The following is a 14,358-nucleotide window of genomic DNA, read 5'->3' as shown; positions in this document are numbered from 1 at the left end:
GTTGGGGTGCGTGCATCGCAAGGCGGAGGAGGGAGCCCAATGCAGCGCATTGGCGACCGACGACAACGCGGCGAGGTGCGTGCCCCGGCGTCGCGACCCCGGCAAGGATCCAAGAGGCAGGCCCTAAACCACCCCTGAACGTGGCGCGTTCAGCTCGGCCGGGTCAGGCCCGCCCACAGCTCCCGCTCGACGGGCGTGGGCGGCACCCCGACCAGCAGCCGCTCGGGGTGCCCGGCCGGCGGGCCGACCGGCGACGGCGGCGACGGCGGCGAACCGGGCCGCGCCGACGGGCCGGCCCACTCCGAGCCGTCGCAGCCCGGCAGCGGCGCCCAGCCGACGGCGAACCACCTCATCGGCAGCAGGATCCGGCGCAGTGCCCAGGCGGCGGCCCGGCGGCGGCGCGCCGACCGGGGATGCAGGACGTCCAACCCGGTACCTCCCGGGGTCTCGGGGTCGCAGGGAGCCACCCACTCTCCGGGGTGCCGCGAAAACGGCCCTGAACCGGCCCTGAACCGGCCCTCGCCCGGCCGGGATTCAGGCCCGGTTCAGCCCGCCCGGCCACGATGGCCCGGCACCGCTCCACGGCCCCACGCCCCGGAGAAGACCGATCGGAGAGCCCCCGATGGACACGACCGCCGACCCGGCCCACGCCCTGCTCGACCTCCGCCGCCAGGGCCGCCTCGCCGCCGGGTACCCCGGTGTCCGGGCCCTGCTCGCCGAGGCCGACCCGGCCCGGACGGCGCACGCGGGCCGGATCCTGGCCGGGCTGGACCCGGCGGAGGTGCTGGCCGCCCACCCGGGCACCCCCGTGCTCACCGTCGCCGTCCTCGGGCACGGCACCGTGGCCCCGCTGATCGCCCCGCTGACCGGCGAACTAGCCCGGCACGGACTGCTGTTGCGCCCGTACCGGGGCGACTTCGACAGCTGGGTGTTCGAGCTGTCCGACCCCGGCAGCCCGCTCTACGCCGCCGATCCGGACCTGACGCTCTGCCTGCTCGACCCGGCCGTGGTCTTCGACGAGGTCCCGCTGCCCTGGCGGCCGGAGGACGCGGCCCGGGTGCTGGACGGCAAGGTCGAGCTGATCACCGCGCTGGCGGCCCGCTTCGCGGCCTCGGCCCGCGGCGTCCTGGTCCTCAACACCATTCCCCTGCCCCGGCGTTGGACCCACCAGCTGGTCGACCACCAGTCCCGGGCCCGGCTCGGCGCGCTCTGGCGGGAGGCCAACGCCCGGCTGCTGCGGCTGGGCGAGGAGAACCCCTCGGTGGTGGTCCTCGACCTCGACCCGCTGCTCGCCGAGGGCGTCCCGGTCACCGACGCCCGGCTCGACGTCTACGCGAAGGCCCACCTCTCCGAGCCGCTGCTCGCCGCCTACGCCCGCGAGGCCGGGCACCTGGCCCGCCACCTGGCCGGGCTGACCCGCAAGGTGCTCGTCCTGGACCTGGACCAGACGCTGTGGGGCGGCATCCTCGGCGACGACGGCCCGGAGGGCGTCGAGGCGGGCGGGACGCCGCGCGGCGAGGCGTTCCGCGGGTTCCAGCGGGTGGTCAAACAGCTCGGCTCCCAGGGCGTGCTGCTCGCCGCCGTCAGCAAGAACGACCCCGAGCCGGTCCTGGCCGTCCTGCGGGACCACCCGGAGATGACGCTGCGCGAGGCGGACTTCGTCCGGGTGACGGCCGACTGGCTCCCCAAGCCGGCCGGGATCGCCGACCTCGCCGAGGCGCTCAACCTGGGCACCTCCGGCTTCGTCTTCGTCGACGACTCGCCCTACGAACGCGGCCTGGTCAGGCGGGAGTTGCCCGAGGTCGCGGTGGTGGCGCTGGACGAGGAACCGGCGCTGCACGTCGAACGGCTGCTGTCCGACGGCTGGTTCGACGTCCGCCGGCTGACCGGTGAGGACCGCGAGCGCGCCGCGCTCTACCGGGGCGAGGTCGCCCGCAGCGACTTCCTCCAGGGGTTCGACTCGCTCGCCGAGTACCTGGACGAGCTGGGCGTCGAGGTCAGGCTGCGCCCGCTGGCCGCCGAGGAACTCCCCCGGGTCTCCCAACTCACCCTGCGGACGAACCAGTTCAACCTGACCACCCGCCGCCTCCAGCCCGCCGAGGTGGCGGCCTTCGCGGCCGCCGAGGGCTCCGGGGTGCTCACCGTGCGCTCCGCCGACCGCTTCGGCGACAACGGCCTGGTCGGCGCGGTCTTCCTGACCCGGGAGGGCGAGGCGCTGCGGATCGACAACTTCCTGCTGAGCTGCCGGGTGTTCTCCCGCGGCATCGAGCAGGCGGTGCTCTCCGCCGTCCTCGGCCTGGCCGCCGGCACCGGCCTGCGCGCGGTCACCGGCCACTACCGGCCCGGCCCGCGCAACGGCACGGTCAAGGACCTCCTCCCCCGGTACGGCTTCGCCCCCGCCGACGACCCGGCAGCCGCGAACGGCGGCCTCGCCTTCCGCCACGACCTCGCCACCGAACTGCCCCCGCCCGGCCACCTGCGGCTCGACGCCGAGCTGGCCGGCCTCCTGGAAGGACACCCCGCATGACCGCCCCCGACGGCCTCGCCGAACTGATCACCGTGGCCGCCACCGAACTGGGCCTGCCGCTCGGCCCCGAGGACGCCGAGGTCGACTTCGACGACCTCCCCGGCTGGGACTCGCTCCACCTGCTGAGCCTGCTCACCGCCCTGGAACGCCTCAGCGGCCGCCGGCTGTCGCTGCCCGACCTGCTGGACGCCCGCACCCTCGCCGAGATCCACCGGATCGCCACCGTCTGACACCGGCCCGCAGGCCCGCAGGCCCGCAGGTCCGCAGGTCCGCAGGTCCGCAGGCCGTACGACGACCCGCCCGCACGTCGCGTCACGACCCACCCGCCCACCGCACCGCCCGATCGAGGTTCCCATGGCCCGCATCCTCACCCTCTCCGGCAGCCCGTCCCCCGTCTCCCGCACCACCCGCCTGCTCGGGGCGGCCGCCCACCGCCTCGAAGCCCGCGGCCACCACGTCACCGCGCTGGAGGTGCGCCGGCTGCCCGCGGAGGTGCTCACCGGCGCGGACGTCGCCCACCCCGCCGTCGTCGAGGTCGCCGAGCTGCTGCGGCGGTCCGACGGCGTCGTGGTGGGCACGCCCGTCTACAAGGCCGCCTACTCGGGCCTGCTCAAGTGCCTGCTGGACCTGCTGCCGCAGTACGCCCTGGCGGGCCGGACCGTGCTGCCGCTGGCCACCGGCGGCTCACCGGCCCACGTCCTGGCGGTGGACTACGCCCTGCGGCCGGTGCTCACCAGCATGGGGGCCGCGCACGTCACCCAGGGCTGGTTCGTCCTCGACCGCGACATCCTGACCGCGCCGGACGGCAGCACCGCGCTCTCCCCCGGCGCCGCCACCGCTCTGGAGGAGGTGGTCGACCGGTTCGCCGACGCCCTGCCGACCCCGGTGGGCTGACCCGCCAGCTGTCCGACCGGCAGCGCCGGCCCGCACCACCGGTCAGCAGGCCGCCTCCCGGGACGCCGGGTCACCCGGGGCCGTCGAGCAGCGGATCAGGCCCGCCTCGATCGCCTTGACCCCGGCCTGGAAGCGGCTGGAGACCTCCAGTTCGTCCATCATCTCGGCGATGTGGCGGCGGCAGGTCCGGACCGAGATGCTCAGCCGGCGGGAGATCAGGTCGTCCTTGGCGCCCGCGGCGAGCATCCGCAGGATCGCGCGCTTGATCTCCTCGCCCGCGATGCCACGGCGGGGCGCGCCGGGGCCGCCGGGACCGCCCGGGCCGTCGGGCTCGAAGGGCAGGGCGGCGGACCAGGCCTGTTCGAGGGAGCGGTAGAGGAAGTCGACGGTGGAGGGCTCGCGCAGGACGACCGCGCCGTCGGGGCCGGAGCAGGTGGGGATGAACGCGGTCTCGCGGTCGAGGATGACGATCCGGTCGGCGATCTCCTCGCAGGTGCGGATCCGGCCGCCGGCCCGGGTGAGCCGTTCGAGCAGTTCGCGCCGGCGGGCGCTCGTCCTGACCGGGTGCTGGAAGAGCAGGCGCAGGCGGACTCCGCGGGCCAGCAGCTCCAGCTGCTCGGGCAGTGAACCCTCGATGTCCTGCTCGGAGATGACGCCGGGGTGGGCGCCGAGGACCTCGACCGCGCAGCGGCGGAAGGCCTCGCCCAGCACCGAGCGGACGCGGCCCGCGCCGTCGATGACGTCGACGGCCTCCCGGCGGTTGCGCCGCTGACGGCTCTCGAAGTAGAGCGACTTGAGCGAGAGCACCCGGGATTCGAGGTCCGACGCCAACTGCTCCAGGCCGGCGATCTCCTGCTTGATGGGGGTGACCAGTTCGGCGGCGGCCGAGTCGGGACTGGCCGGGGTCAGTGCGCCGGGGTCGTCGAGGGCCGGGGTGAGCAGCCTCAACTCCCTGAGGACGGCGAGCCCGAGCTCGACCTCGGCGGGGGTGGCGCGCAGTTCTTCGAGCAGCTCGGGCTGGTCCGCCTCGGAGATCCGGCCGCGCCGCAGGGCCGCGCCGTAGATCGATACGGCGATCGGGCTCAGCTGCACGGAACCGGTCTTCGCGGAACTGGTGTCGTCCAGGTACGTCATATCCTTTTGGGACATTTCCACCGCAATCCATACGCCTCACCGTCGGACAACAGCGACGCTTCACGGGACACCCTAGCCCGCACTGTCGTCATGAGCATGGAAAACCGGCCACCCGTTTCCGGACCGGCCCGGACGGAAACGGAATGCCGATACCGGAATTGATGATTCGGTGGTCCCGCGCGCGGCATTCCCCCACAGGCCGTACGGGAATTCGCCCCACCCGCGGACACCCTCACCGGCCCCCACCGCCGTCCGCCGTCCGCGCGGGCAAGACTGCCGTGCAGCTTCCTGCCGCGCTCCCCCGATGGACGCGGCACCGCGGCCGGGCCGAAGCTTGGTCGAAGCCGTACCCGTGGCACCCCGTTCGGTGCCGCGGGGCACCGGAGCGTCGGAGGCGGGGGCCGATCGCACGCCGCCCCCTCATGAAGGACGCCCCGCGCCGCATGCCCGACAAGCAGCAGCCGATGCCGGTCACCGTGCTGCCCGGCCTCGCCGTCCTCGGCCCCGGCGGCGCCCGGCCGGGCGAGCGGCACGAGGAACTGGTCAGACGGGTCGCGCTGTGGCACCGCGCCGGCGGAGCGCCGAGCCCGCCGGCGCCGCCCGGCGGCGGCCCGGGCACCGCCGGAACGGCGCTGCGCGAGACCCTCAGGGAACTGCTCGCCCGCTCCCCGCACGACGGCGCCGCGGTCGTGCACCGGGCGAGCGGCTCGGTCAGCCGGGTCACCCTGGCGGGCCCGGGCCGCCCGCGGTGGAGCGGGATCCGCGCGCTCGGCGACCGGCTGACGGACACCCCGGCCGACCCCGAGGACCCGCTGCGCGGCGCGGCCCCGCTGCTCGAACCGTGGAGCGGCCTGCTCGTCACGACCCGCCGGCCGCCGGACCACCGGGGCCCGCTCGACCGGCCCCCGCACCTCCACCACGTCCTGGACGGCCTGCGGTCGCTGGCCCCCGCGCCCTACCCCGGCGGCGGGCCAGCCCCCCGCGGCCCCAGCGTCGGCGCGGCGGGGCCGAGCGAGCGGCACTGGCTGCTCGACGGCGCCCTCGCCCTGCTGTCCCGGCGGGCGGCCGACCGGCGGGCCGTCGGGGCGGGGGCACCGGGGACCGGGCGGGGCCTCGTGGTCCACCGGGTGCCCGGCCTGCCCGGGGGATGGCGGATCGTCCGCCTCTTCGACCGGCCGTCCGGCGCGCCGCCGACGGCGGCCTGGGGCGCCGACGCCTGCGGGGCCCTGCGCCATGCGCGGGCCGCGGCGGTGACCCGGGCGCAGCGGTCGGCCTGGGCGGCCCCGCAGCCGGCCGGCGGGGCCGGGCGGCCGTCCGCCGACGGGCTGCTCGGGGCGCTGTCCGACGGAGCGCTGCACCGGCTGACCGAGGACGTGCTGTGCTACCTGTCCGCCCGCCGGCTCCGGGTGCTGGGCATCAGGGTGGTCGAGGATCCGATCCTGGGCGCGCAGCCGCTCTCCTGGGGGCCGGTCTGGCTCGCCTAGCAAGGCCCGTCGGCCCGGCGCCGGAAATGGCGGAAGTAGCTGCCATGCAGTTTGCTGCCGTATTCCCGGCGTTGTCCGACGGTTCGGCGCGGTGGATAGTTTCTGCAGTCGTCAGCGGAAAGGGGGCTCGACATGAGCTACGACCACTGAAACCCGTAAACCTGTTGAATCCATGAACACAGGAATAGCGCGAGTGTTGGCCGACGGCTGATGAGCCGACGGCCAACACCTTTTTCCGGCCTGCGCACCGCCACGATTCCCGAAGGAACTGATGCAGAGTGGAAGAGCCCACCGGCGGCAGCGCGCTCGCCGCACCGGATCCGTACGACGTCATGGCCTACTACTACGACCTCTTCGCCCGGGCCTCCGCCGCCGGCCACCAGACCTCGCCGAACGGTGACGCGTTCGCCGGGCCGGCGCGCGCCGGTGACGTGGTGCTCGACTTCGGCTCCGGCACCGGCACCCTGGCCCTGCGGCTGGCCGAACTCGGCTGCACCGTCCACTGCTTCGAGCCCTCGCGCGGGATGCGCGCGGTCCACCTCGCCAAGCTGTCCGCCCGGCCCGAGCTCGCCGCGCGGACGGTGCTGCTCCCGGCCGGCGCGACCGGCCTGCCCACCGGCGTGGACTACGCGCTGTGCGCCGGGGTGCTGCAGTGCCTCGACGGCCCGGACCGGCGCAAGCTGTTCGCGGACCTGGCGGGCGCCGTCCGGCCGGGCGGGCTGCTCGCCCTCGACATGCTCACCGACGGCCGGCCGAGCACCTGGGAGCTGCGGACCGCCGCACGGACCACGGTGGCCGGGGTCGAGTACCGGCTGCGCACCTCCTCGGAGGCCCTCACCGACTCCACCATGCGGCGCCGGGCCGAGTACACGGCGAGCCTGGACGGCCGGACCGTCCAGCAGGAGACGGTCTCCCGGGTGCTGTTCACGGTGCCGCGGCCCGCCGTGCACCGGGAGCTCGCCGAGGCGGGCTTCGCGCTCCTGGACCCGCCGCCCGGCCTGCCGGAGGACTTCGTGCTGGCCCGGCGCTCGGGCGGCCCGGGCGCCGTCGACCGTCCGCCGACGGGGGCGGCCCGGTGACCGCGGAGCCCGGCGGGGAACTCTTCGCCCCGCTCAGCCCCGCCGTGCTGGCCGACCCGCGCCCGGTCTACGCCCGGCTGCGTGCCGAGGACCCGGTGCACTGGCACGAGCAGCTCGGCGTGTGGGTGCTCACCCGGCACGAGGACTGCCTCCGGGTGGTCAAGGACACCGGGACCTTCGGCTCCGACCTGCGCAAGGCCGGCCGGGACGTCCCCTGGCAGCGGCTCAGCATGCAGACCCTCGACCCGCCCGAGCACACCGAGCTGCGCAAGCCGGTGCTCGCCGCGCTCCGCTCGGTCGACCTGGACCGCTGGACCGAGCAGGTCCGGCGCACGGCCGAGGAGTTGGTCGCCGGGCTCGGCGACGAACCGGCCGACGTGATCACCGAGCTCGCCGAACCGCTGTCGCTGTCCGCCACCTGCCTGCTGTTCGGCGCCCCGCCGCCGGTCCAGGACGCCGAGTTCCGCGCGGCCTCCCGCGCCCTGGTCCTCAGCATGGACGGGGGCCTCGCGCCGGAGCGGATCGAACCGGGCCTGGCCGCCCGCGTGCTGCTCAACGACCTCGTCGACGGCTGGTTCCGGGCCGAGTACACCGACGGCATGATGGCCGGGCTCACCGCCGCCCGGCGCGAGGTGCCCGCCGAACACCTGGTCAACACGGCGCGGGCGCTGTTCCACGCCGGCTACACCTCCACCACCAGCCTGATCGGCAACGCCCTGCTCGGGCTGGACCGGCACGGCGCGCTCAGCGGCGCGGACCTGCGCACGACGGACTCCGCCACCGTCAACGAGCTGCTCCGGCTGGACGGTCCGGTGCAGGCGACCGGCCGGGCCGTCCACACCGACGTCGACCTGGGCGGCCGGCGCCTGCGCCGGGGCGAGGTGGTGCTCGCGGTGTTCGGCGCCGCCGACCACGACCCGGCCGTCTTCCCGGAGCCCGGCCGGGCCGACTTCGGACGCGACCCCAACCCGCACCTCGGGTTCGGCCGGGGCGTGCACGCCTGCCTGGGCAACCACCTGGCCGTCCGGATCGTGCAGGCGCTGTTCCACGCGCTCGGCGACCGGTACGAGGAGCTGCGGATCGTCGGGGAGCCGGTGCGGCGGCCCAGCGCGACCCTGCGCGGCCTCCAGCAACTGCTGGTCACGGGCGCCGACCGGGCTCCCGCGGGCGAACGACAGCTCGCGGGTGAACGGGCTCCTGCGGGCGGCCGGAGGCCGGGGGCGCGGCCGTGACTCGTGCCGCGGGCGCGCCCCCGACGGCACCGGCCGCCGAGCGCGTCGGCTACCGGCAGCTGCTGGCGGTGGCCCCGTACCGGGTGCTGCTGTGCGGCTACGGGCTGGGCACGGTGGCCGAGAGCCTGCGCACGGTCGCCCTCTCCGTCCTGGTGCTGACGGCCACCGGCTCCACCGTGCTCGGTGCGCTCGCCTACGGGATCTCCTTCATCCCCCAGGTGATCGGCTCCGGACTGCTCGGCAACGTCGCGGACCGGGTGCAGCCCGCCCGGCTGATCGGCCTCGGCTACCTGTTGGAGGGCGCCACCGCCGTCGTCCTGGTGCTGGTCGCGATGCCGTACTGGGCCGTGCTCGCCCTGGTCGCGGCGGTGGCCGCCACCACGCCGGTGAGCCAGGGCGCCACCGGCCGGGCGGTGGCCGAGGTGCTGCCGGGCACCGCGTACGTCCCCGGCCGCTCCCTGCTGAACGTGGTGTCCTCCGGCGCCCAGTTGCTGGGGCTGGGCTGCGGCGGCCTGGCGGTCGCGGGCCTGGGCGCGCGCCGCGCGCTGCTGGTCACCGCGCTCGCGCACCTGGCGGCCGGGGTGTGGGTGGCGGCCCGGCTCGGCCCGCTGCCGCTGCCGCATCAGCCGCGCCGCGCGGCGGGCGGGCGGAGCTCCGGCGCGGGCGGGCGGAGCTCGACCGTGGGCGGCAGCTGGGCGGAGAGCCGGCGGCTGCTGGCGGACCGGCGGGTCCGGCGGCTGCTGCTGGTGCGCTGGCTCCCGCCGGCCCTCGCCACCGGGGCGGAGAGCCTGGTCCTGCCGTACGTACGGGACCGGGGGCTGTCGACCGGCACCGGCGGGGTGCTGCTCGCCTGCCTGCCGGTCGGCATGCTGGTGGGCAACACCGTGCTGGGGCGGTTCGTCCGCGCCGGCACGGTGGAGCGTTCGGTGCTGCCGTTGCTGGCCGTGCTCGGCGCGCCGCTCCTGGCCTTCGCGGTGCCCGGCCTCCCGGTGGCGCTCGGCGGGGTGCTGCTGGTCGCGGTGGGCGTGGGGTTCTGCTACTCGCTGGGCCTGCAACAGCCGTTCCTGGCCGCGGTTCCGGAGCACTCCCGGGGGCAGGCCTTCGGTCTGCAGTCGACCGGACTGATGACGGCCCAGGGCCTCAGCCCGGTCGCGGCCGGGCTGATCGCCGAGGCGATGACGACCGGTCGCTCCGTCGCCGTCATGGGCGTCCTGGTGCTGGCCACCGCGGGGCTGTTCTCCCGATGGCTGCCCGCCTTCGCCGCAGGGCTCCCGGGGAGCGCCACCGGGCGGGACTGAGCGACCGACGGCCGGGTGCGCGATCGGAGTCGGAGAGGTTCGGACACGAACACCGGAAGACCGGACACTTGCCGCCACCCCGCCCACCGGAGGTGTGACACGCCGGGGCCGCCGGGCATGCTGCGCGCCGAACCGACCCGCGCGCACAGCACCAGGAGCACGCCATGTCCAACCCGTTCCGCACCGCCAGGACCACTGCCAGGGCCACTGCCAGGGCCACCGCCCGGATCACCGCCAGGATCACCGCCGCCACCGCCGCCACCGCCCTCGCCGTGGGCCTGGGCGTGGTGGCCGCGCCGTCCGCCTCGGCGGCCGACAACTGCTGGCCCGGGGACGCCAACCGGTGGTACTGCCACAACGTGCCCGGCGCCCCGGTCTTCGGCACCGTCGGCGACAACCACGTCTACCCGGACCCGAACACCGTCGTCGGCTACCTGAACACCGACCCCAGCTGGTTCTCCTGCAAGGAGGACAACCAGGCCTGGGTCGGCGGACCGCACCCGACCCGCTGGCTGCTGACCACGGCCGACAACGGCGCGGTCGGCTTCGTGCGGGACACCGACATCACCAGCGAGACCGATCCCGTCCCGTACTGCTGACCGCCGGGCCCCGCCCACCCAGGGCGGTCTCCGGCGGCTTTCCGTGTGCGACACCTGGGCGTTGCGGCCCGGACGTGGTTTCATCCCAGCTCGTGCTGACTTCTCGGGACGACGACGTACTGGCCGGGCGCGACCACGAACTGGGCCTGCTCACCGGGCTGCTGACGACCGGCCACCGACGGCCGGCGGTCGGCGTGCTGGAGGGGCCGCCGGGCATCGGCAAGAGCCGCCTGCTGGCCGAACTGCGGCGCACGGCAGCCGGATCGGGACGACCGGTGGCCCCGGCGCGGGCCCGGGCCACCGGGGACGGCCGCCCGGTGCCGTACGGGCTGCTGCTGGACGCGCTCTGGGACGCCGGCGCCCGGAGCCTGCTCGAAGCCTTCGCCGACCAGGCCGAAGCCGGAACCGGGAGCGGGGCCGGGCACGGACTCGGAACCGGAACCGGGAACGCCGACGGACCCGAGCACGGGCACCGGCAGCACCGGCAGCTGCGCGAGGCACTCGCCGGGGCCCCGCCCGTCCTCCTGCTGGACGACGTCCAGTGGGCCGACCGGGAGTCGCTGCTGCTGCTCGACCGGCTGGTCGCGAGCCCGCCGACCGGGCGGTTCACCGTCGTCCTGGCCTGTCGCAGCGGCGGCTGTCCGCCCTGGCTGACCCGGACCCTCGCCGACGCCGACGCGGTGTGGATCGAGCTCGCACCCCTGGGCCCGGCCGCGATCGCCCGGCTGGTGCCGGGGGCGGCACCGGAACGGCTCCGATTACTGGCGCGGGCCAGTGGCGGCAACCCCCGGTACCTGCGCGCCCTCACGGAGCCGTCGGCCGGGCCGTGCACCGGGCCGCCGCCCGAACTGCCCACGGAACTGCCCACCGACCTGCTGGCCGGGCTGGCCGCGGGCGATCCGCGCGTCCTCGGGCCGCAGCCCGCGGCACCCGCCACCGCCGACTGGCAGCCCGGGCCGGAGCTGCGCGGGGAACTGGCCACCCTGGCGGAGCGGACCCGCACGGTGCTGCGCGCCGCCGCCGTGGCCGGACCAGAGTTCGACCCGGCGCTGGTGGCGGCCGTGGCCGAACTGCCCACCGGGGCGGTGGCCGGGGCACTCGACGAACTGGCCGGGCACGGCCTCCTCGCCCCGGCCGGCGGCCGCCACCGCTTCACCCGGCCGCTGCCGGCCGCCGCCCTCTACCGGCTCGCCGGGTCGGCCTGGCGGGCCGGGGCGCACCGGCGGGCCGCCGACCACCTCGACCGCTGCGGGGCCCCGCTCGCGGAGTGGGCCGGGCAGGCCGCCTACGCCACGCCGGGCGCGGACCGGGAGCTGCTGGCGAGGCTCACCGCGGCCGCCCGTACCGTCCTCGATCCCGAGCCGGTGACCAGCGCCCGCTGGCTGCGCGCCGTCCTGGCGGCGCTGCCCGAGCGGGCGGACTGCGCCGAACTGCGCACCGAGACAACGCTGCTGCTCGGCCGGGCGCTCACCCTCACCGGCCGGCTGGACGAGGCCACCGCGGCGCTGGGCCCGCTGCTGTCGGGCCCGGCCCCGGACCGGGAGCGGGCCGCCGGCCCGGTCGCCCTCGCAGAACGGCTGCGCGGCCGCACGGACCGGGTGTACGGCCTGCTGGAGCGGGACGGCGGCGGCCGGGTCCGCGATCAACTCCAGCTCGCCAGGCTGGATGTGATGAACGGTCGGACCGAGCGGAGCCTGCACCGGATCGAGGCCGCCGTACGCCGCGACGACTCGGCCGGTACCCGGCTGACCGCGCACGGCCTGACCAGCCTCGCCGCGATCGGCCAGGGGGCGGTGCCCGCCGCCCGCCGGGCGCTGGACGCGGCCGAGCGCCTCGCCGACTCGCTGGACGCCCGCGGGCAGCTCCGGGCCCTCGCCGCGCTGCCCGAACTCGGCTGGGCCGGTGTGCTGTTGGAGCGCCGGCAGCGCACCGCCGAGCGCATCGAGCGGGGCATCGCCCTGGCCGAACGCCACCAGCACCACTACGTCATCCCGCAACTGCACGCGGTGCGGGCGGCGTTGCTGCTGATGTCGGGACCGCTGGACGCGGCCCGGGCCGCCGCCGACCGGGCCCTGGAGCTGGCGCGGGAGCTCGGCGCGACCGAGACCCTGGCGATCGCGGCGGCGCTCCGGCTCCGGGCGCTGGCCTGGCAGGGCGGACCGGCCGCCGCGGGCCCCGCGCTGGAGCTGCTGCTCGGCCTGCCGGAGCCGCCGACGGCGGTGTGGCGCGCGGTCGTCCGGCACGCCGTGGTGGAGGCCTCGGTGGTCTGCGGGCAGCCGCCGTCGGCAGCCGAGGCCGCCCGGCTGCTGAACCTGGGCGACGGACGGTGGCGCGACCCGATGCCCGCCCACGGCCACGACCTGATGGCCGCGGTGCACGCGGCCGAGGGCAACACCGCCCTGGTGGCCCGGCACGTGGAACTGGCCGGACGGGCGGCCCGCAGCGCCGGGCTGCCGGCGGCCGGCGCCGTGGTGTCGCTGGCCTCGGCCCGGCTGCTGCGGGTGCGCGGGGAGCAGGACCGGGCGACGGCACTGGCCCGCCGGGCCGCGGACGGACTGGCCGCCTCCGGCTTCGTGGTCAGGGCCGGGATGGCCCAGCTGGTGGCCGCCGAGATCGCCGCCGAGCACGGCGACCGGTCCGGCTACGAGGGCGCGACCGACGCGGCCCGGCGGCTGTTCGGCCGGGCGGGGGCGCACGCCCTGCTGGCCCGGGCGGAGCTGCCCTGGCGGGCCGGCCGGTGCGCCGCCGAGGCCCGCGGCGCCAGGACGGTGCCCGACGCGGCCGTCCCGCCGGGCCGACCGGCCCCGCCCGAGGGGCCGTCGCTCTCCGCGCGCGAGCACGAGATCGCGGACCTGACCGCCCAGGGGCTCACCAACCAGGCCATCGCCGCCCGGCTGTTCCTCAGCGTCCGCACGGTGGAGTCCCATCTCACCTCGGTCTACCGGAAGTTGGGGATCAGCGGCCGGGCCGCCGTGGCGCGCGCCCTGGACCCGGTCCGGCACGGCTGATCCTGCGGCCGGACGCCGTCCGTGCCCATCGTGGATTCCCGCAGTCCCCGGGGCCGGCACCCCCTCGGGGAGCCTGCGGAAACCCCCGATCCACGACGGGCCGGGACCTCGCTAGCTTTCCTTCCGGCGCCGGGCCGGACGCCGGGACCCGCAACTCGACCCCCGGCCCGGGCCGCCGCCTCCGGGCCCCGCCACCCGCGCCGGCCCGACCGGATCCCACGACGAAAGGCCACACCATGAGGGCAATCCCCCGCGCACTGGGCATCGTCGCAGCCGCCGGCACCATGCTGCTGGCCGCCGCGATCCCCGCCTCGGCGACCCCGTCCCAGGCCAACTACACGGGCGACGGCTTCGGTTCGACGTCCGCCCAGGCCAAGCAGAGCGCGCTCAACGACGCCCTCGCCCAGGCCCGGGCGGCCGGTTTCAGCAGCACCCAGTGCCTCCAGGTCGGCACCGCCCAGGCCTGGCCGAACAACAACCGACTCGCGGCCCGCGGCGCGAAGTCGGCCGAGTCCGCCGTCATCGGGCCGGTCACGAGCTGGGAGGGCAGCGCCCAGCTCCAGTGCGCCACCCAGCCCGCCCCCGGCACCGTCAACCTCAACCGGTACAACGGCCCCGAGCACCTGAGCACCACCTCGGCGGCGCCCGCGGGCTACTACCTGGAGGGCAGCCTCGGCTGGATCTCCGGCAGCCAGGTCGCCGGCACCACCCCGCTGTACGAGTGCCGCGCGTGGGGCGGCACGGACACGTTCAGCTCGCTGGCCTCGAACTGCGAGGGCCAGCAGTTCGTCACCACGCTCGGGTACCTCTACACCGCCCCGCCGGCCGGTGTGGCGACCCGCGTGCTGCGCCGCTGCACCGTCAACGGCGAGCACTTCGACTCCAACGACCTCAACTGCGAGGGCCAGAACGCCGAGGGCGTCCTCGGCTACACCCTCGACTGACCGACCGGAACCGAGGACAACGAACAGCGGTAACGAACAGCGGTAGCGAACCGGGGCCGGGGGGGGGGGGGGGGCGCCGCGGCCGGCCGCCGCCGCGGGGGCGCCGCGGCCCCCCCCCCCGCCCCCGCGCACCCCCACCGCCCGGGCGAGGGCGCCCGC

The 14,358-nt window shown here is 76.5% G+C and carries 12 protein-coding genes; 10 read left to right on the top strand and 2 right to left on the bottom strand.

Annotated elements, in window-relative coordinates:
* Positions 1–149 precede the first annotated feature (149 nt).
* Entirely contained in the window at positions 150–428 is a 279-nt protein-coding gene (locus ACFWXO_RS35270; protein ID WP_380529195.1) for a DUF6059 family protein, read from the bottom strand.
* A gap of 194 nt (positions 429–622) precedes the next feature.
* Here ACFWXO_RS35270 and ACFWXO_RS35265 point away from each other — a divergent pair, with 194 nt between their 5' ends.
* The 3 genes from ACFWXO_RS35265 (at position 623) to ssuE (ending at position 3,421) form a co-directional block, all read left to right on the top strand.
* Positions 623–2,527: an HAD-IIIC family phosphatase gene (locus tag ACFWXO_RS35265; protein ID WP_380529193.1), complete on the top strand. Its 1,905-nt coding sequence runs from the start codon at positions 623–625 to the stop codon at positions 2,525–2,527.
* Positions 2,524–2,757: a phosphopantetheine-binding protein gene (locus ACFWXO_RS35260; RefSeq protein ID WP_380402165.1), complete on the top strand. Its 234-nt coding sequence runs from the start codon at positions 2,524–2,526 to the stop codon at positions 2,755–2,757. Before ACFWXO_RS35265 ends, ACFWXO_RS35260 begins: the two co-directional genes overlap by 4 nt.
* A 124-nt stretch (positions 2,758–2,881) precedes the next feature.
* A complete protein-coding gene (gene ssuE, locus ACFWXO_RS35255; RefSeq protein ID WP_375893191.1) occupies positions 2,882–3,421 on the top strand; it encodes an NADPH-dependent FMN reductase in 540 nt (179 codons plus the stop codon).
* A gap of 42 nt (positions 3,422–3,463) precedes the next feature.
* Here ssuE and ACFWXO_RS35250 read toward each other — a convergent pair whose 3' ends face one another.
* The gene (locus ACFWXO_RS35250; protein ID WP_380529190.1) at positions 3,464–4,570 is read right to left on the bottom strand and encodes a LuxR C-terminal-related transcriptional regulator; all 1,107 of its coding nucleotides are present in this window, start codon (positions 4,568–4,570) and stop codon (positions 3,464–3,466) included.
* 428 nt (positions 4,571–4,998) lie between these two features.
* On the opposite strand from ACFWXO_RS35250, the gene ACFWXO_RS35245 reads away from it, so the two are divergent.
* The 7 genes from ACFWXO_RS35245 (at position 4,999) to ACFWXO_RS35215 (ending at position 14,199) form a co-directional block, all read left to right on the top strand.
* On the top strand, positions 4,999–6,039 hold the full coding sequence (locus ACFWXO_RS35245; RefSeq protein WP_380529188.1) for a hypothetical protein: 1,041 nt from the start codon (positions 4,999–5,001) through the stop codon (positions 6,037–6,039).
* Between the two features lie 278 nt (positions 6,040–6,317).
* Positions 6,318–7,118 (top strand): class I SAM-dependent methyltransferase, encoded by an 801-nt coding sequence (locus ACFWXO_RS35240; protein ID WP_375893197.1) that lies wholly within the window; start codon positions 6,318–6,320, stop codon positions 7,116–7,118.
* The gene (locus ACFWXO_RS35235; protein ID WP_380529186.1) at positions 7,115–8,350 is read left to right on the top strand and encodes a cytochrome P450; all 1,236 of its coding nucleotides are present in this window, start codon (positions 7,115–7,117) and stop codon (positions 8,348–8,350) included. The genes ACFWXO_RS35240 and ACFWXO_RS35235 overlap by 4 nt, the downstream gene beginning before the upstream one ends.
* Positions 8,347–9,648 carry an MFS transporter gene (locus ACFWXO_RS35230; RefSeq protein ID WP_380529185.1) on the top strand — a complete coding sequence of 434 codons (1,302 nt, stop codon included), beginning with the start codon at positions 8,347–8,349 and terminating at the stop codon, positions 9,646–9,648. Before ACFWXO_RS35235 ends, ACFWXO_RS35230 begins: the two co-directional genes overlap by 4 nt.
* A gap of 164 nt (positions 9,649–9,812) precedes the next feature.
* Complete coding sequence (locus ACFWXO_RS35225; protein WP_380529183.1) at positions 9,813–10,247, top strand: hypothetical protein; 435 nt, start codon at positions 9,813–9,815, stop codon at positions 10,245–10,247.
* Between the two features lie 92 nt (positions 10,248–10,339).
* The gene (locus ACFWXO_RS35220; RefSeq protein WP_380529181.1) at positions 10,340–13,255 is read left to right on the top strand and encodes an AAA family ATPase; all 2,916 of its coding nucleotides are present in this window, start codon (positions 10,340–10,342) and stop codon (positions 13,253–13,255) included.
* 236 nt (positions 13,256–13,491) lie between these two features.
* Positions 13,492–14,199: a hypothetical protein gene (locus ACFWXO_RS35215; protein ID WP_380529179.1), complete on the top strand. Its 708-nt coding sequence runs from the start codon at positions 13,492–13,494 to the stop codon at positions 14,197–14,199.
* The last annotated feature ends 159 nt before the right edge of the window (positions 14,200–14,358 follow it).

Source organism: Kitasatospora sp. NPDC059088 (genome assembly GCF_042738155.1).
Classification (GTDB): Bacteria; Actinomycetota; Actinomycetes; order Streptomycetales; family Streptomycetaceae; genus Kitasatospora.
This window is presented reverse-complemented; position numbering and strand designations above follow the sequence as displayed.